Raw genomic sequence first — 19,238 nt, 5'->3', positions numbered from 1 at the left:
ACCTCCAACGCTACCCGACTTTGGCGGGGGTCTGTTCTCCTTGCCACAGCAACTGCATCTCTTCATTGGTGGCAAGCAATTCGGTCAAGCTGCCCTCGGCTTCAATGCGTCCATCTTTCATCACGATAATATGATCTGCTTTGGAAAGTGCAGCCCTGCGGTGAGAAACCGCGATGCAGGTGACATCCGGCTCTTGGAAGAGCCCTTCCCACACTTGTTGTTCTGTCTCCACATCCAGTGCGCTGGACAGATCATCAAAGATAAACAGGTCTGCCTCAGTCATCAGCATGCGCCCTGTGGCCGCCCGTTGAATCTGCCCGCCTGACAGCATCACCCCTCTTGGACCAACCGGGGTCTCAAGCCCCTGATCCAGATGTTTGATATCTTTCTCCATCACAGCCAGACGAATGGCTTTTTCAAGGGCTTGCTCGATATTACCCTGCTTGCCCTGGACGATATTTTCTTTCAACGTATCACTGAACAATCGGGGTACTTGCGGGGTATATGCTGCTCTAGGCGGCATCAGGAACGTAGCTGGATCAACAGCTGCTCCATTCCAGCGAATGTCCCCTTTTTGCTTGGGTAACAGTCCCAGTAGTGTTCGTACGAGCGTTGATTTGCCTGATCCGATCCGTCCCGTAATGACAAGAAATTGTCCGCGATTCAGACGGAAACTGATCTCTTCTATGCCATTTGCAGAATTCGGATATTGATAAGTCAGATTCTTAACCTCAAGCGATTGCAGTTTCTCCTTGGGGTCTCTCTGTTCACTTACAAGCTCTGGCGGATCTTCATACAGGTAGATTTCTCTCGAATCCATGATTTGATCTTCTTCTCCTGGGCGAAATAGCTTGCGCATACGATCATAGGATACCTTAAGCCTTTTGTGCTGAAACACCATATAACCAAACAGTGAAATGCTAAATCCGATATTAGCCAGATAACTGGTGAAGAGGGCAAAATCACCTACGGTAAACTTCCCGGCTTTCATCTCAGCTGCACACATCAGTAAAATCAGTCCGGTACAGATACTGAGCACATGCTGATTCATTGATCTCATCCACTGCTTGAACAGATTGTCTCGGAGTGCAGCCTGGCGACGATCTTCATTCAACTGGTTAAAACGTGAAGAGACATTCTCTTCGGCCTGACCCAGTTTCAGGGCTTGCACAGCTCCAAACGTTTCCGCAATAAAACTGGTAATTCGCCCGGTCGCTTCGCGATTAACCTGTGCATACTTCCGAGCCCGATTTCCGGACAGGTTGTTGAGCAAGGTCACGACGACCAATGGCAGTACGGCAACGAATGTAATCTGCCAATTAATGTTTGCCATAATGACAATGGACACGACAGCAAACACAAGCCGCCCCCAGAAGTCCACCCATGATTCTACATACTCGACGACTTCATCCACATCATCCCGAAAGCGACTCATCGCTTCCCCTGGTGAAGCGGGCAGATTACGGCCCGGCCAGCGCATGATCGCTGCGAGCATGTTGGTTCGCAGAATCGCCTGCACATGATACAGATACGTAACCCATGCATAGAAAGCTACAAAAAATGTGCCCACCCGAGCCATTCGGACCAAAGCAATAAAGATAAGCGGAACAGCAAGCCACATATAGTCATTTGACCCCACTGTTGTGCGATCAAAAAACCACTGCATCCCAATACCAATGGCTAACGGCAAGGAATGAAATATACACCATAACAATCCGTTGATTACAAACAAGAATGGCCTAAATCGAAACAAACGGCCTATAAATCCTGCTACAGTCATGCCAATTCCTCCTCTCGGCCTGTAATGAGCAGTCTGGCATAATGAGATGCCGGGTTACTGGCAAGTTCTTCTCTCGCTCCAAATTCCAGTACCTTGCCATCCCCCAGCACCATAATCCGGTAAACTTTTTCCAGTGTAGCCAGTCGGTGAGCAATGATAACTCCTGTGGATTGTTTCATTAACTGGTCAATCGCAGATTGCAGTATGCCTTCAGTCGCAGCATCCAGACGTGACGAAGGCTCATCCAGAATGACCAGACTTGGTTCGGTCAGGAATACGCGGGTTAGGGCAAATAACTGTGCTTCCCCCGCCGACAACGAAGCTCCACCTGCTGCCAGATACGTATCAAGTCCTTCTGGTTGTGAATTAATCCATTGGCTAAGTCCAAGCCGATCCGTCGTTTCCTTGATCATATGATCCGATACATCCCCATTGAACAGGGTCAGATTGTCACGCAGTGTGCCATCAAACAGCTGTACATCCTGGGTTACCATACCCACCCGGCGATAGAGCGCTTGTAATGAAAGCTTCGTGATATCCGTTCCACCTACACGGATCGTTCCCCGATCCAGATTGTACAATCGGAGAAGAACACGACTAAGACTCGACTTTCCGCTACCTGTGCGACCGATGATTCCCAGACGTTCTCCAGGATTAATGGCAAAATTAATATCCTGCAATACGGGTTTATCCTGGTTATAACTGAAGTGAACCTGACTGAATTCCAGACCAAGCGGTCCTTCTGGCAAGTGCTCCTCTTTGCCATCTTCAATCACGCTTTGCATGGACAACAGCTCTCTGGAACGGAGCATGCCGGATTTTGCCTTTTGAAACTCCTGTACCTGATCGCCAAGCATCTCAATGGGATCATTCAGCATCTGCGTGTATTGGTAGATCAGAAATAATGTTCCGATACTAATTAGACCTTCCATATAGTAATGAACACCCAGCAAGAGCACTGCAGTGACTGCCAGAGCGAACAGAACTACAGTGGTATTCCAGGGAATAACCCGAAGCAGCCAGGCTTTTCTCCCCTTAAGGAATACCGTGCGCATTGTACGATAAAAGCGGTTCATCACATAGGGCACATGACCATTCGCTTGTACATCTTCAATCCCGGCAATACGTTCTTCAATTAATCCAAACAGAGAGGCACTTGCCGCCCGCTCATTTTTGGAAGAGTCTACGCCCAGATTTCGAATGAAGACCATGAACAGGATGGATAACAGTGTGAACACGGTCATGACCAAAGCAATAGGCACATTTACACTGAACATGAACCCGAGAATTCCGGCCAGCAGAACAAAACTCCCGATCACCTGCACAATGAACATCGCAAAAAAATTGGAAATACTCGTTACATCACCATCCACGCGTTCAATCATCTCACCAGGTGTTTTCACATTATGAAAATGCATATCGAGACGCAGACAGTGCTTCAGCAGATCCCCGCGCAGTTGATTCGTGGCCCGCCAGGCTACATCATTCCCCAAATAACTGACCGCGACTGTGATGAGTTGATTAAACACTGCGATCACCAGGAACAGCCCTGCAAGCTGAACAAGATTGGTGAGGATCCCCCCACTCGCTGCTGTATCAATAAATCGTTTGATAATCTGTGGATTCAAAAGCTGAAGCCCTGTTGATGTGAGCAACATGATCAATAGTAAGGCCAGCCGTCCTTTGACTGGTTTTAGGTAACGCAGCAGCCATGACATGGAGCGTTTCTCTGTTTTGGGCATAACCCCTCACCCCTTCGCTTAACAATTCTTTTCCGTTTTTAGTGATTTCAAATCAACTTAGTTCCTATGATGAATCATACATAATAACAATAAATGCAACATTTCCGACCCGTGGATTAATCTTTCCAAGTGTGTTTACCATCTTACATTCTCCCATTCTCTCTGGCATTCTTCCCGAAAACGTTGTACCCATTGTTCTGAGATCTCATCTGCAATCGGGTCAAAGGAAGGGGCTGATACCGTAACGCCGTCGGATTGAACGCCCAAAAATGCTAACACATCCATGACGGTCCCCTCGTAATCTTGTATAAAATCCTCATAAACAATTGTCAACGGTTCAATGCCTGATTCGGACAGGAAATCTTCGATTGCAGCTTCGCACATGTTACTCTCGACAAGCAGATGTTTAATCGCATCAAAGTTATATTGATCTGCAATATCTTGTAGGTGAGGGCGATCTCTATGCTTGCGATGCCACTCCCCCGAAACAATGGCTCTCCACCACGACACCGCCAATCTGACTTTGTTGCGACGTGTCATGTATATATGCTTGTTACAATTCGGAAAACCCTTACTCCATACCTCAGCTCGCGATAACTCTGTCGGCAGATGATAGAGATTACGGAACGCGTCAACCCATTGTTGTTCAAAATTAATCTTTATGCCAAATACACCGTTCGACGTTGTCCCGTGGCTCCAAATCTGCTCCAGATCTTCAATCTTCAGATTATCTGGACTTTTAAACTGATAATGCAGCCATTCTCTCGGATAACCAGCTACACCTGTAGAACTTAAAGCTTCGCCCAACAGCGTACTTCCCGTACGTTGGGAGAACCAGATGGTATAACTTTGCGCAGGTTGTTTCATAGGATAACCTCTCTTTCTCTTTCTTGACTTAAGGATATTTTCATTGCAAAAAGCAAAGTAAACGCTCCTTTCCATGCGAACAAATTGGTGGAATGCATGCAAAAAAGCCATAGATGAACTAAAGTTCATCTACAGCTTGTAACCAAAAGAGACCGGATGAAATGCAAAGCATTTCCCTTATCTCCTCTGCATCGCAATAATGATGAGCGTCCACGACAGGGTGCACAAACATGACTGTCCCAACGCGATCATTGCAAAAAATTGGATTAATGTCACTATGCTTATGCGTATTCAGTTATTGATTCAAAATCTGGTTCGGCATAAACATATTCATCATCCCACCCGTTTCACATATTTGTTGTTTATTGTATTCGCTGGATTAACATCCGTCAAGATAATTTTAACTGAATTGTTATTTAATTCATGTCATTAATCTTTTCCATTTCTGCTACATACTCAATGATGTGGGATCCATTCTCTTCTCTCTAACTACAAGACGTCTATGTGCGATCAGAAGAAAAGGTACTCCCAGTGCTGTTGTCAGTGCAATCGGTACAAAGACAGCGAGCCCGTTCTCCGCCCCAAATTGACTTAACAGCACCCCTCCCATTACAGGAGCGATGACACTGCCGATATTATTGAAGCCGATGGTACCGAAATACGTCCCTTTCCATTCCGGCTTTGCAATCCGGTCGATGAGCATATCCATCATCGTGAACAACAATACTTCCCCAATGGTAAATAGTATGACACTCATCATCATCATGAGTACACCTTCAGCGATTCCAACCATCATCAGACTGGTTGCGACCAGCAGGTTACCCACAATCAGAGGAACAAGCGGTGCAAAGTTTCGGAATGTTCGCACAAGCGGATACTGAATAATCAATACCGTTACGGCATTCAGGGAAAGCATGTACGAGAACATCTGGCTTCCATTTTCAAAGATCGGACTCCTCGCCAAGTACTGTGCCAACGTAGAACTAAAGTGCCCGTAACCCAGAACACAAAAGGTAGTACCAATTAATACCGGCAGAAACACCCGATCGCGACCGGTGGTCATGAGTGCTTCACGCAAACGTGGTGCGGTTGCCTGAAGACGCTCTGGCAGATTGGCATGCTGTAGCTTGAATTGAAGAAATAATACAAGTCCATATGCTATGTATACCAAGCCGGAAATCACAAATGGAAACGTTGACTCAGATGATCCCAGCTGAAATCCGATAATTGGCCCAAAGACCACGCCAAGATTAATGGCAGCATATCTGAGGTTGAACACCAGCAATTTGTTTTGCGGAGACGTAATATCCGATAACAGTGCTCTGGAGGTAGGTTCAAATACCGCGCGGCATAAACCGTTTAACGTATTGGCTACAAAAAACACCCATAGATGCTCTGCTGTTGAGAAGATGAAAAACACACCTGCCCAGCTAAATACTGAAATTAACATCACAATTTTGCGACCGATTCGGTCCGAAATGTAACCTCCATAAAAACTGACCATGACACCTGCCAGCGAGCTAACAGCCACAGTAATACCGGTCTGGGTCGGTGTAGCCTCTAGTACACGAGTCAGATAAATAGATAAAAACGGGATACTCATTGACGTCACAAGACGTCCAAACATGGTTCCGATAATGATAGTCCATGCCAAAGGATGAATTTGCCTTAAATATTGCTTCATGTAAACTTCTCCTATTCTGAAATGCTCCAATGCGGGCTGATTTACCAACCTCTTCTATTGAGTGTTCAAAAAGTCCGGTTTTCAGTACTTTTTGAACTACCTCTGCTCATGTATAATTGTAAGGATAAAAGGGGGAAGTAAAAGTGTAAACATATAAGCACACTTTTCACCTTTAATAGAGGAGTTACGAACATGGATACTCTACATACACACTTTATAAGGCTCGCCGGGGCCGAACAACTTGCATTCAAGCTTCATGAACCTGTAGCGGTAACGATCGATAGCCTGTCCGCTGCCTTGTGTTGCACCCCTCGCAATGTGAAATTCATTCTTAGGAAATTGGAGGAACAAGGCTTCATCCACTGGCAACCCGGTCGTGGACGTGGACACCACTCAGAGCTAACGTTGCTGCGTAGCATGCATGGAGCGCTGGAAGCGAGTTTTAGCGAACTTTTGGCTAAAGGAAAAATGAAAGATGCCATTGAACTCATCGGAACCATTCAGATGCATGACTCACTTCGAGAACAGCTCATGCTCTCCCTTCATCAACAGATGGGATTTCACAGCCATGATGAAACTGCATCAGGTCAGGATATTTTGCGTATCATGAGGTCACGCCAGTTAGGTGATCTGGATCCAGCCTTTGTCTATACAGCATTTGAAACCTACCTGCTCAGCCAGGTCTGTAATACATTAATCACTTATGATGCCAAGACGGAATCATTCCTGCCCGCGTTGGCTCACATGTGGGAGTGCAGTGAGGATCATCGCTTATGGACCTTCTATCTCCGGAAAGGTGTACGTTTCCACAACGGCCGTGTCATGACATCCCGGGATGTGCAAGCAACGTTGCAACGGTTGGTTGATGTGCATAGTCCGTCCATCTGGTTGTATCGGGATATTGAACGTGCTGAAGTAGCTGGTGATTACTGCATCAAGTTTGTTCTACATCGTCCTAGTCGCTTTTTCTTGCATCTGTTCAGCTGTATTCGGATGACCATCCTGCCCCATGATTACAATGTAGCCAATACCTTGATCGGCACCGGCCCTTTTCAGATCACACAGCAGAATGAAGATGTGCTGGAGCTTGCCGCTTTTGAAGCGTACTACGGCATCCGGCCTCATCTGGATCAAGTCCATTTCTGGTTTGTACCTGACCTGAGTCCGAATGATCGTTATTATGAGCTACCGGGTACAGATCGATTAAGTCTGGCAACAGGATGTGATCATACCAACAGCATCAATTATCCGGCGCTGGGTTGTCAGTATATGCTGTTTAATTTTCACAAAGAAGGAATTCATCATCATCCCCTATTTCGGCAAGCGCTGCGTATGGTCTATGATTCGGTCGCGCTTGTCAGAGATCTCGGCGGGAATCGGATTACACCAGCCAGCAGCTTCCTTCCCTGGAGAAGTGCGGCCCAAGACTGGACAGCTGCCTCTCTTGAAGATGCTCGTGAATTGCTTCATAACTGTGGATACCAGGGAGAGACCATAACTTTATCCTATAAGCATAATAAAGATGCAGACGTTGCAGAATGGTTCCAGTGTCGCGCAGAGTCCATCGGTCTGAACATCAGCATGCAGGCCGTTGTGGATTATTTCAACTCAGAGGAAACCACGAACGCGCAATTGATCCTCGCTGAAGAAATCCTGGAAGAAGATTGGCAGTACGGCATGATTCATTTTTTCAAAAACCTGTCCAATCATTTTCATATGTGCATGTCTCCTACATTCCAGTCTCTGCTGGATAACAAGCTGGATCATTTCGCAAGCCTTCATCGGGCAGACCGTACTGCGCTTCTGGATGAAGCCGAAGCCTTGCTGCGTGATCACTGCTGGATCTTGCATGGCTGTCACATGAACAAACAGGCTGAACTGGATCAGAGCATCTTCGGCATGCAGATCGCAGAATTCGGTTATCTGGATATCTCCAAATTGTGGATCAAAAACCCTTAAGCTTTGGTGCAGAGTAACATCCGTGGGATACAGGGCTGGACAACATCATAAAACAGCAAAAAGCCGCCAGCCTATCACGATAAGCTAGCGGCTCTATTGCCGATCCATTTTTAGCGCAATCAGAGATTATTTTTGACGTAATAGGTCTCCAATACTTGCATAATGGACTCGATTTTAATCGGTTTGCTGACATATGCATCCATGCCTGCCCTTAAGCAGTTGTCCATATCTCCTCTTACGGCATTTGCTGTTACCGCAATAATGTATGGACAACTCTCAGGGTTCAAAGAATTTTTAATCAATTTCGTCGCTTCGAATCCATTAAGTCTTGGCATATGCACATCCATGAAGACAATATCATATGAATGGTGTTTGACCGCCTCGACAGCCTCAACACCATCCGCCACACGATCCACGAAGTGCCCTTTTTTCTCAACGATTCTGCTAAGGACGAGCTGATTCACCTCATTGTCTTCTGCGATTAATATTCGCAAGGCTGATGTTCTGCTCTTCTTCTGTTGTTGATCTAACCTGTTGCTCTCTTCACCGCTATCTAACTTGAATTGGGCGGTAAATATAAATGTTGTACCCGGTTCATCCGACTCCTCGATCCAGATTTCTCCCTGCATAAGCTCCACCAGTTTCTTGCTAATGGCAAGACCAAGACCGGTACCTTGAGGTTTGCGGGTCATAAAATTCTCAAGTTGGTAGAAAGGTTCAAATAATTGTTGTTTCCTCTCAGCCGGAATGCCAATGCCCGAATCCTTAACCTGAAAATAAAGTTGCACACGATTAGCGCTATGCTCCTTAACTCCCACTTTGACTTCCACGCCGCCTTCTGAAGTGAATTTGACCGCGTTGCCGATGATATTGGTAAGTACCTGTTTAAGACGATAAGCATCACCATACACCGGAGTTGGAATAGCATCTTCTACGCACATGCGAATATCCAGCTTCTTATCACGAACGAGTGGTTTTACTATTTGCACCGTCTCGGTCACGATCTCTACGAGATCAAAAGGATCTTCTACCAGATCGGTTTTGCCTGATTCGATTTTGGAAAAATCAAGAATATCATTAATGATGGCGAGCAAGGAATCTCCACTCTTCTGGATGATTTCGATATATTCCTTTTGTTCCCCGCTAAGTCCAGGAGTATCCAAAAGCAAATCCGTCATCCCAATTACACCGTTCATAGGTGTGCGGATTTCGTGACTCATCATCGCCAAAAATTCACTTTTGGCCTTATTCATTCTCTCCGCTGTCTCTTTGGCTACAAGCAGTTTCTTCTGCTCCGTAATATCCTTGGCAATCAGGTAAAACCCGACATTGGATTGATTAACAATGATTGGAGCAAGCGTAGCCAAAACTTCTGTCTCAGATCCATCCGTGTGCCAAACAGCGTTAATCTCCTTCTCGGCCATCTCATAATTACTGCCCAGAATCAGACCCAGATTGTTGGCTCCAATAAATCGGCTTATGCTTGTGCCAATCATTTCAGCCACGGGACAGCCCGTCATGTTCACCGCTACTGGATTCGCATTCATAATATTACCATCCATGTTAAATGAGATAATGGCGTCATGATTGTATTTCTTAAGTGAAGTGTATCGCTCCACCGATTCCTGCAATTTAAATTCGATGCGTTTACGTTCAGTAATATCCTGTAGTGTTCCGTTTAGCTGAACTGGCTGACGATGCTCATCAAGCGTAATCAACCCGCGTAAGTGAAGATACTTCTCATTACCATCAGAGCTGATATGTTTGTACTCAAAATCGAGCGCTTCCCCTTGTTTTACGCCCGTAATATGTTTTTGAAAAGAGATGATATCTTCGGAATCCATAACATTAAAAACATCACTTATACGATATGGTTTGCAGGTGCGTTCAAGTTCAAAAATCTCAAAGATCTGATCTGAAAATGTAATATGATCTTTAACCATATCCCATTCCCAACTACCAATTAAGGCAATACGTTCAGCCTCAGCACTGATATCCTTTTGTTTTTTTCGCTCTGATATGTCTCGTCCAATCGTAAGAATCTGTTGTTCATGCTCCGCATCACCAATGATCTTGTATGTGGTTTCAAACCAAAGATAATGACCATCTTTATGGCGGACTCTAATATTCAACAGATTACCTTGCGTCAAATCCATCTGTGAGATCCGCTCCAGATCTTGTGGATGAAATGAAGCATTATTGTTTTGGCCAATTATTTCTTCCGGGGAATAACCCAGTATTTGTTGAACTGACGGTGAGCAGAACCGACAAACTCCCTCTAAATTGGAAATGTAAATGATCTCCTGGGCATGATCTGTAATCAGTTTGAACACTTCTTCACTATGTAGAAGTTTTTGTTCAGACAATTTACGATTGGAAATATCAACAATATGGCAAATAAAATAAAGAGGTTCATTGTCAAACTCGCTTCGAACCAAGGAAACATGTATTGAACACCATAAGATGTCACCATTTTTATGAATGTAACGCTTTTCATATTGATTTTCTTTTGATTTACCTTCAAATAACTCGTAACTACAGATCATATCTTGTGGCGAATCACCTGGATGTGTAATATCCTGATACGTGAGATCCATTAATTCATCACTTGTATAACCTAACATACAGCAAAAGGCAGGATTCACTTTCATCCATTGCCCTGCTGGAGCAACGAGTGCAATCCCAATAGGCGCCTGGTTGTAGATCTGCTCAAACAATTCATGATGATCGACCTTTTGAACCTGCATTGTAAGTTCTCCTTTTGGCATATAGAGTCCATGTAAACATTGTCAAAATCTACAGTTTTTCCGGATAAAAAATGTTGCATAGAATTAGTCAGTTTTAAAACAACAGTACCTGCTTAATACCCAGAAATTCAATGGTTGAAACAAAACTTTTTAAGAAATTTGTGTCTATAACGTCAAACAAGGTCTGGAATCCACCACTATGGAGTCCCGACCCTTGTCGTTATCTATCATTATAAGTCATATGCAGGCAGGAATCGCGAGAAAATTGGTTTAACGCTCACGACCAACAAGATAATCCAATAAATGTCTCAAGAATGGAATCAATTTCGTCATCTCGTTCAATGCATCTGTAGCAAGACAATAATGCTCCCACATCTCTTTCTTCGCGCCTTCGTCACCAAGAATGGACACAAAGGTTGAATTGTTGTTACGCTCATCCTGACCGGCAGGTTTCCCTAGAATGAGGTGATTCCCCTCGAAATCGAGCAAGTCATCTTTGATCTGAAAGGCGATCCCCGCATGATAAGCGAACTTTTTGAGCTTAGCGATCTCTGGCTCCTTCACTTGGGCAAGTATGGCTGGCATGACCAGGGCAGCTTCGAATGCAATGCCTGTTTTGTAAAAACAAATCATGTTCAACTGCTCCAGCGTTAATGCCTTGCCTTTGGAGTTCAGATCCATCGCCTGCCCCATACACATGTCCTCTGCTTTTTCAGCCGAATATTGAATAAGCGTGAGTACGGTTGCCGCATCAAAGCGATTCAGTGAAGATTGCTCTCCAATCGCCTTCTGAATGAGAAACAGACCTGTAAGCTCTGCTGTCGCGCTATTGTGTACCTGGTGCAGCGTGGAACGTCCACGCCTTGTGGAAGCATTATCCTGCGTAGGCAGATCATCAAAGATCAGGGAAGCGGTATGCATGTACTCCAGCGACCTAAGCAGCGGAACAATGGAGGATTCAGGTAAACCATACTCGCGTACACCCATCACCCAAGTCAATATGGGACGTAGCCTTTTTCCGTCTCCCTGCAAGCTGTAATTGGCTGCATCGATCAGCGTTTCTTTCATCTCATGAAGTCCACCAGGTTTGGCAATCTGCAACTCCACATTAATCTGTTCACGAACCATACGAATGGTTTGCTTGAACTCCTCTTTCTCCTGCTTGTCATTTTTCAATTGAAGTACGACCTGGTCCCGTAACAATTTATCTAGGAAATCAACGTCATCTGCCTTTCGTACCATCTGTTGCACCAGTTGATTGAATTCAGGCTGCCCCGAGGCAAAGATCGCCATCACTTCATCATATTTCTGCTGCCCCAACCGTTCTTTACAACGCTTCAGACCGTTGATAGCACGATCAAGTATGACTTCACGAGTCTTGGCGTCCGAGTTATATACATCATGGATTAGGTGAGAGATTACTGTCCAATACAATTCATATGGATTAATCAGATCAGGGCGCAAGTCTCGATACTTCAAATAGTACGTATATGGAGTTACTGCCCCTTCTTCCATATCGTCAAACATATCGGCAAAGTCATCTGCCAACTGATTATATATCCCGTAATAGAACGTCCGCAGATCGAACCCTTCATCCACTGGCGCACTGAGAACAGATCGAACAATTAATCGGGAGGAGGAAGATTTAATAATAATGGGAATGTACAGTTCTTCATTGGTATAATTCGCATTCGCTAATTTCTTGCTGCGATCCATCTCCTGCGACTGAAAGAACACATACGATTGCTCTAAAAAGGTGCGCTGTTTATCTGGATGCTGATAGTTCTTGATGTACTCAAATGCTTCCCGAAGCTCGGAATGTACATATTTAATCACTTCGAGATTGCTGCCTTTCCACTCCCCCAGATCAGGAACAACTCCAGTAAGGAGTGCTTCGCGTATCATTAGGGAATATTGTTCCTTTTCCTGAGCAGTCAAGGCTTGAGAATCCAGGAGGTCATCCACAAATGGATACGTCAACCCGTACGAATAACCCAGTCGGATTGCCGCATCAAATCTCCGGGCCCGCTCTTCAGGCGGTGTCTGCTCGTTCATCTCATCGTCCACATGAAGGACCACGCCGAGAATAATTTTGATGAGCTTGCGCTGCGCCTGCTCTGCATCCAGCTCCTTAGGGATGTTGGATGCTACGTTCTTTAATTTGTTCATCACCCAGATGACAGCCGTTTCAATGTGCTCCTTCCGGCCCCACCGGTACAACGCAGCGAGACTGATATAATCGGGCTGTCTTTTGCGCCCATCGGCAGAACCCATAAAATATTTTTTGGTATTCTGGACAACGTGCTGAATTCGACCCTGCGTATCTGGAGAGTCAAGGGCTTGCCCCAGATCTCGCATATAAATATATGAGATACTCCGATCCAGGTAATCATCCAGCTTACCCGTTGTATTCAGCCAATGGATATACCTATGAACATCCCTGGGATCGGGTTTTCGTTTGCTTGGTGACAAAAGAGAAAGCCAGGAAAAACGATGAATATGTTTTTTTTGCCACACATGAATATCTTGGGTAAGTGCTGTTGTATAACTATGATCCATAAGTTGCTGTCTAAGAGAAGTAAAATACTGAGAGGCTTTCTTCTCAGCTAGCCGATATCCTGCATCAGCCTGTTCTGTAAGTACGTTATTCATAGGGTGGATACCTCAACTTCTAGTAATGTTAAACATGTATCCATGAAAGGAGATGAGGTACTCCATGGACGAAAACTGAACTCATTTGAAGGTGTATTCAACGCGTCAGCTCATGTTCATAACCTTAATACGGTGATTCGACCGTTTGGTTACGAAATCGTCACTGTTCTATTCCTACGTACGTGATTTTACAGAATGGAAGACCAGACTTTAACCGCTGTGATGGCAATAAGTACAATTAATGCATACCGAAGCACCCTTACATTGATCATCGAACTAACCTTTGAACCAAGGGATGCCCCCAGCAGACTGCCGATGACCGTATAGATGATGGGTTCCATAGGAATGTCTCCACCGGTAATTTTCCCTATAACGCCTCCAATGGCAGAGATGAATACAATCGCCAGTGAAGAAGCAATCGTCGTTCGCACCGGGATGTTGAGAATCGTCAGCATGATGGGAATAAGGATAAAGGCACCACCCGCACCAACAATTCCTGATACAATACCTACTGCAAAAGCAGTGCCTGCTGCAATCCATCGGTTAAACACCAGAGGAGCTGAGGTATCAAGTTTCCCCTTTCCCGGAATCAGCATGAGCACAATCGCCAGAATTGCCAAAATACCATAGATCAGATTAATAACCTTTCCATCCAAATGACCGGAGATGAACCCGCCAATCAGACTGCCAGCAAGAATGCTGGAGCCCATGTACAGCACTAATCCGCGGTGAACAATCGCCCCACCACTTCTACCCATTTTTACTTTTCTCCGGAATGCAATCACACCGGCAAGTGAAGCGAAAAATACTTGAAACATGCTAATCGACGATACCTCATGTGCCGAGAATGGCTCCAGTCCCATCCAGGATGGAACATATAACAGTAACGGATAATTGATAATGGCCCCACCGATACCCAACAAACCTGAGAAGAATGAACCGACCAGACCCAGTATAAACATGATGACAAAAAGCAGAAGATCCATCGGTTATACGCTCCCTTTCGTGCAATATAAATCTCATTTCAATATCAATCAAAAGTGCTATACAAAGCGAATATGATCCGCTATAATAAAAACCAAGTAAATTAATCCGAAATGAGTGATTAAGCATGTTTAACGTGTTGAAGACTCTTTTTGAAAATAAATGTCCACAGTGCAACGAAAAATTGCACGTTCATAATGATGCTTTATGCTCGACCAAATCCTGTTCTCAATGTCATTACAAAGAAGAGAGCTATGGCTCTCTCGGAGTACGTATTGTGTATGACACCACAAAATGATAAAAAAGCTATAGCCTTGTTAATTGTATCACGATCTCAATATTTTCGGGATAATTCGACAAACTTCTTCCCATCTCATATGCCACGATTACTGTATGTATGAAAATAAAAAAACGGTGCAAAACGAATCAATCGTTCTGCACCGTTTTTTCTGTTTTTTTGAGGATGACTCCCCTTCATTCAAGAAAGAGTACTTATTTGGTTTTGAAGCTGAGGAAACCATCATCTACCGCTACGGTTGTCCCATTCACTGCACTGGCTGCATCACTGAACAGGAATGTAACCACACTGGCTACTTTTTCTGGTTGAATAAGCTTTCCACGCATATGTTGAGTAGCAAGCGCATCTTTCATGGCTTGGTCGTCACCCAGAATCGGCGTTTCGATAAAGCCAGGTGCAACACCAACGACACGAATTCCATGCTCAGCAAGTTCCAGTGCACCGGATTTGGACATCATAACAACAGCAGCCTTGGCTGCATTGTAGTTGAAGCTACCTACTGCAGCAACACTTCCATAGATCGAAGCCGTATTAACAATGGTACCTTGAACATTTAATTCAACCATTTTTTTCGCGCCATAATACATGCCGTAGTACACACTGTGCTGGTCTACATCAATGACTCTGTGATAGGATTCCGGGTCCATCTCCAGAAATGGCTTCACAAGTCCAATGCCCGCATTATTGAAAATACCGCTTAATGTACCATATTGCTCAACTGTCCAGTCGATGAGGGCTTTGATCTCGTCCCCTTTGGATACATCCACTTTGTACGCGCCCGCTGTTCCGCCTGCTGCTTCAATCTCTGCCGCAAGCTTCTTCGCTCCGTCTTCATTATAGTCAGCGACCACAATAGTCGCACCTTGATCCGAAAGTTGTAGTGCTGTTTCTTTACCAATACCACTGGCTCCACCTGTAATAATGATTACTTTTCCATTGTGTTCAGTCATGACTCAGTTCTCCTTTGGCAAAATATATTTAAGCGCAGTTCAAAACTTATAGTAAGTAACTATATTTTATTAACTTATATACTTATCATACGCCTCTGTCCCAACCTTGTCAAACCATAGATCATCTTCACATAAATATGAGATAAATGTCATATACATCTCCTATTTACACGATATAGTCTAGCTCCTGGGATATTAAATATGCATGAGTTTTAGGAAAATAAAAAAGCGAGCATAACGGTAATTCAATCATTCCGATATCTCGCCCTTATAAAATATGAGAATTTCAAACTGTTTTGTCTTCCATATTGAAATTAATTCAACTTATTCACCCTGAAGTCCGCTAAGCGGATCTTTCAGATTATTAATGTTGGTGATCAACTCAGGAATGCCTGTCTTCTCCCAATTTTCTACCGTAAAACCTTGCTCCGCAATGGTGTTCTCGAAATGGTCCACAACTTCCGTTAATTGCGTATTGTAGCTGACCAGATTTTCATGAATGCTCTCTCCTATTGCAGGAGCAGCCAGTTGAGAAAATTCGCTTGCTTCTGCTTGGATCAGATCGATTTTCTCCTGAATCTGAGTGGTTATCTCCGGATTGTTCACCGCACCCGATGCCAGCTCTTGCAGATCAGACCCGGCGTTCGATACCTGTTCTATATAATCAGTAGCCCCACTCACATAATTTAAACTTTGGTTGGCTTGTTCTACGACAGAACAGGCCGAGATCAAAAGAATACTTGATGCCATAAGGCCTGTCATCATTAATGTGTGCTTTCTTTTTCTTATGAACATGATCATCTCCCCTTCTCCTATTCGGAATCCTTGTTCCAAGTCCATGATACCTGTTCCGACTGCTTCATTGCAAATGGGTCTGCAGCCAGCCTGATTAACATGTATAATAGTAAAATCACACGGTAAAGGGATGTCATGATTATGCTTCAAGCCTTAAACCAACGCTTGAACCGCATCATGCCACTGATTACCCCAATCAGCATTATTATTGGCGTGTTATGCGGGAGTTTTCTTTCTTCTTATACTTTTTTATCTCCCTGGCTCTTTGCGTTCATGACGTTCGCTGGAAGCATCAGTCTGGGGATACGGGATTTTGTAAACGTGCTGAAGAAGCCGTTCCCCTTGTTTGTATGTCTGTTTATTTTGCATTTGGCAATGCCTCTAATTGCTCTCGGTATGGGTCATCTGGTTTTCCCCACAGATGCGTACACTATAACCGGCCTGGTTCTGGCAGCCGTGATTCCGACAGGAATCAGCAGCTTCATCTGGGTCAGCATCTATCGGGGCAATATCGCACTTACGCTTTCCATCATCCTGATTGATACGATGCTTGCTCCTTTCGTAGTGCCCGGAGTGTTATCCATGTTAATTGGCACCAGTGTCACACTGGATACGGCATCCATGATGAGCAGTCTGTTCTGGATGATTGTTGTCCCATCCCTGCTAGGTATGCTTTTGAATGAGTGGACCAAAGGCGGCATTGTCCCGGTCTGGGGACCGAGATTGAATCCATTATCCAAATTGTTCATGGCATCTGTGGTCGCAATTAACGGATCTGTCGTTGCACCCTACTTGGCCGATTTCAACTGGAAATTGGCTGGTCTTGCGGTCATCATTATTTTTCTGGCATCCTTCGGTTATGCACTAAGTTACCTCATTGCTCGATTGTTGGGCTGGAATGAGGCCGATCAGGTAGCTCTCGTGTTCAATGGAGGCATGCGCAATATCAGCGCAGGCGCAGTACTCGCTGTATCATATTTTCCGCCACCTGTTGCCGTCCCTGTCGTGCTCGGCATGGTATTCCAACAGATGCTTGCTTCCCTGGCAGGTTACCTGCTCGGCCGTCGCTCGCAACTTCTGCAAAAGTCGGATAAAACGTCTGCAGCTTAACAACATACTGGAGTGTTCCAAAAACGCCGACATGATTGTCGGCGTTTTGATTATTGTTGCTATGATTACAATGTCGCTACGATAGTGCTCCGTTTCGTAAATCTAGTCATTCGTTTCTGTTTTTACAAATTCACTTTCATATTACCTAGCATCTTGGCAACTTCAGGGTCGTCAATCTTCATAAATAGACTCTCCTTGGTATCCAGTGCGGAAATGGTTGCCATCTCTTCTGGACTCAGTTCAAAATCGAAAATATCAAAGTTCTCTATAAGCCGCACTTTGCGTACCGATTTGGGAATAACCACGATGTCCCGCTGCACAAGCCAGCGCAGTACAACCTGGGCGATGGATTTGTTATGTTTGACCGCAATGGAGGCCAGCAATTCGTTGCTGAACAGACTATAGCGACCTTCAGCGAACGGTGACCATGACTGGTGTTGTATGCCCTGTTCTTTCATGAAAGCAGCACTGTCGATCTGTTGTTGAAACGGATGTGTTTCGATCTGATTGATGGCAGGCACAATTTCGTTATGAACGATCAGGTCCATCAGGCGGTCTGGCAGGAAGTTGCTGACGCCGATTGCCTTGATCTTGCCCTCCCGGTACAGTTCTTCCATCGCACGCCACGCGCCGTAGTAATCACCAAAGGGCATGTGAATGAGGTACATATCCAGATAATCGAGCTGCAGCTTATTTAACGATTTGGCAAACGCCAGCTTCGTACTTTCATATCCGGCATCCTGAATCCATAGCTTGGTCGTGATAAACAGTTCTTCCCGCAGAATACCACTGCGCTTGATTGCGCGTCCAACCGCTTCTTCGTTCAGGTATCCGGCGGCCGTATCAATTAAGCGGTAACCTGCCTTCAATGCTTCATATACCGTGTTCTCGCATTCATCAGCATCGGGAACTTGATAGACACCAAAGCCGATGATCGGCATTTTCACTCCATTATTTAAAGTTACAGTTTGCATATTAACGCCTCCTAGGGTTCAATTGTGAATCGCAAGTCTTCACGAATTGCTGAAATCCAGCAAAAAAAGCAGTTATTCCACTTCCGTCCGACTTGCGTTACAATAACCCTAGCTCCTTCGTGTTACACGAAGTCAAGCGGTCTCCAATATATTTTTTACAAGGAGGAATACATATGTATACGGTTCAGGATGCTGCCCAGCTTACGGGACTCACAGAGCACGCGGTACGCTTTTACACAGATAAAGGTTTGGTTCCAAGCATTCAACGCAATAAAAATAACATTCGGGTGTTTGATGAGGAGTCCATCAACTGGCTACATGGCGTCAAATGCCTCAAACAGACTGGCTTACCGATTGAGAACATTAAAACGTACGTCGATCTCTGTCTTGAAGGGGATTCAACCGTTGCACAGCGCTTCGCACTTATGATGGAGTACAAGGAAGCAGCACTGATACAGCTCGAAGAAGCCAAGAGCCGTGTTGCTCATTTGGAAGAGAAAGCGCGTCAATATCAGGCCATCTTGGAGCAACGTATCCCGGATATGACCAATCCTGTTAATTGGGAAACCAAACGTGACGAAGAAGGCAGTTGTCCAGCTTCTCGGTTAAAAAGTCGCAGCCTTCCTGAAACCGAAACCATGGCTCAATGCCCTGCAGCTGCTATGAAACAACAAACGGGCATAGTTTCTTAATCCC

13 protein-coding genes are annotated in these 19,238 nt (G+C 44.9%); 3 read left to right on the top strand and 10 right to left on the bottom strand.

The genetic code is table 11. The annotated features are described in order from the left end of the window. Window positions 1-10 precede the first annotated feature (10 nt). From ACTHPG_RS08550 to ACTHPG_RS08535, 4 genes are all read right to left on the bottom strand, one after another. A complete protein-coding gene (locus ACTHPG_RS08550) occupies window positions 11-1,780 on the bottom strand; it encodes an ABC transporter ATP-binding protein (RefSeq protein ID WP_440388694.1) in 1,770 nt (589 codons plus the stop codon). Next, on the bottom strand, window positions 1,777-3,522 hold the full coding sequence (locus ACTHPG_RS08545; protein WP_440388693.1) for an ABC transporter ATP-binding protein: 1,746 nt from the start codon (window positions 3,520-3,522) through the stop codon (window positions 1,777-1,779). Before ACTHPG_RS08545 ends, ACTHPG_RS08550 begins: the two co-directional genes overlap by 4 nt. 135 nt (window positions 3,523-3,657) lie before the next feature. Then, entirely contained in the window at window positions 3,658-4,389 is a 732-nt protein-coding gene (locus ACTHPG_RS08540; protein ID WP_440388692.1) for a Stf0 family sulfotransferase, read from the bottom strand. 448 nt (window positions 4,390-4,837) lie between these two features. Beyond that, a complete protein-coding gene (locus ACTHPG_RS08535; RefSeq protein ID WP_440388691.1) occupies window positions 4,838-6,073 on the bottom strand; it encodes an MDR family MFS transporter in 1,236 nt (411 codons plus the stop codon). A 192-nt stretch (window positions 6,074-6,265) separates the two neighbouring features. Here ACTHPG_RS08535 and ACTHPG_RS08530 point away from each other — a divergent pair, with 192 nt between their 5' ends. Beyond that, complete coding sequence (locus ACTHPG_RS08530) at window positions 6,266-8,032, top strand: ABC transporter substrate-binding protein (protein ID WP_440388690.1); 1,767 nt, start codon at window positions 6,266-6,268, stop codon at window positions 8,030-8,032. Window positions 8,033-8,151: 119 nt separating this feature from the next. On the opposite strand, the gene ACTHPG_RS08525 is transcribed toward ACTHPG_RS08530, so the two are convergent. The 5 genes from ACTHPG_RS08525 to ACTHPG_RS08505 all read right to left on the bottom strand — a co-directional run bounded on the left by ACTHPG_RS08525 (window position 8,152) and on the right by ACTHPG_RS08505 (window position 16,458). Continuing rightward, window positions 8,152-10,779: a PAS domain S-box protein gene (locus ACTHPG_RS08525; RefSeq protein ID WP_440388688.1), complete on the bottom strand. Its 2,628-nt coding sequence runs from the start codon at window positions 10,777-10,779 to the stop codon at window positions 8,152-8,154. A gap of 270 nt (window positions 10,780-11,049) precedes the next feature. After that, window positions 11,050-13,431 carry a polyprenyl synthetase family protein gene (locus ACTHPG_RS08520; RefSeq protein WP_440388687.1) on the bottom strand — a complete coding sequence of 794 codons (2,382 nt, stop codon included), beginning with the start codon at window positions 13,429-13,431 and terminating at the stop codon, window positions 11,050-11,052. Window positions 13,432-13,619: 188 nt separating this feature from the next. Next, entirely contained in the window at window positions 13,620-14,417 is a 798-nt protein-coding gene (locus tag ACTHPG_RS08515; protein ID WP_440388686.1) for a sulfite exporter TauE/SafE family protein, read from the bottom strand. 490 nt (window positions 14,418-14,907) lie between these two features. After that, window positions 14,908-15,663: an SDR family NAD(P)-dependent oxidoreductase gene (locus ACTHPG_RS08510; RefSeq protein ID WP_440388685.1), complete on the bottom strand. Its 756-nt coding sequence runs from the start codon at window positions 15,661-15,663 to the stop codon at window positions 14,908-14,910. Window positions 15,664-15,987: 324 nt separating this feature from the next. Continuing rightward, window positions 15,988-16,458 (bottom strand): DUF6376 family protein, encoded by a 471-nt coding sequence (locus ACTHPG_RS08505; protein ID WP_440388684.1) that lies wholly within the window; start codon window positions 16,456-16,458, stop codon window positions 15,988-15,990. A 141-nt stretch (window positions 16,459-16,599) separates the two neighbouring features. Between ACTHPG_RS08505 and ACTHPG_RS08500 the strand changes: the two genes are divergently transcribed. After that, complete coding sequence (locus tag ACTHPG_RS08500) at window positions 16,600-17,568, top strand: bile acid:sodium symporter family protein (protein WP_440388683.1); 969 nt, start codon at window positions 16,600-16,602, stop codon at window positions 17,566-17,568. A 122-nt stretch (window positions 17,569-17,690) separates the two neighbouring features. Here the strand turns inward: ACTHPG_RS08500 and ACTHPG_RS08495 are convergent, their stop codons facing one another. Beyond that, complete coding sequence (locus ACTHPG_RS08495) at window positions 17,691-18,542, bottom strand: aldo/keto reductase (RefSeq protein WP_440388682.1); 852 nt, start codon at window positions 18,540-18,542, stop codon at window positions 17,691-17,693. A gap of 173 nt (window positions 18,543-18,715) precedes the next feature. On the opposite strand from ACTHPG_RS08495, the gene ACTHPG_RS08490 reads away from it, so the two are divergent. Next, a complete protein-coding gene (locus tag ACTHPG_RS08490) occupies window positions 18,716-19,234 on the top strand; it encodes a MerR family transcriptional regulator (protein WP_440388681.1) in 519 nt (172 codons plus the stop codon). The last annotated feature ends 4 nt before the right edge of the window (window positions 19,235-19,238 follow it).

Origin of the sequence: Paenibacillus sp. SAF-068 (assembly GCF_051967555.1) — a bacterium.
Lineage (GTDB): Bacteria > Bacillota > Bacilli > Paenibacillales > Paenibacillaceae > Paenibacillus.
The sequence above is the reverse complement of the archived record's forward strand: the minus strand, read 5'-3'. Positions and strand labels throughout refer to the sequence as shown.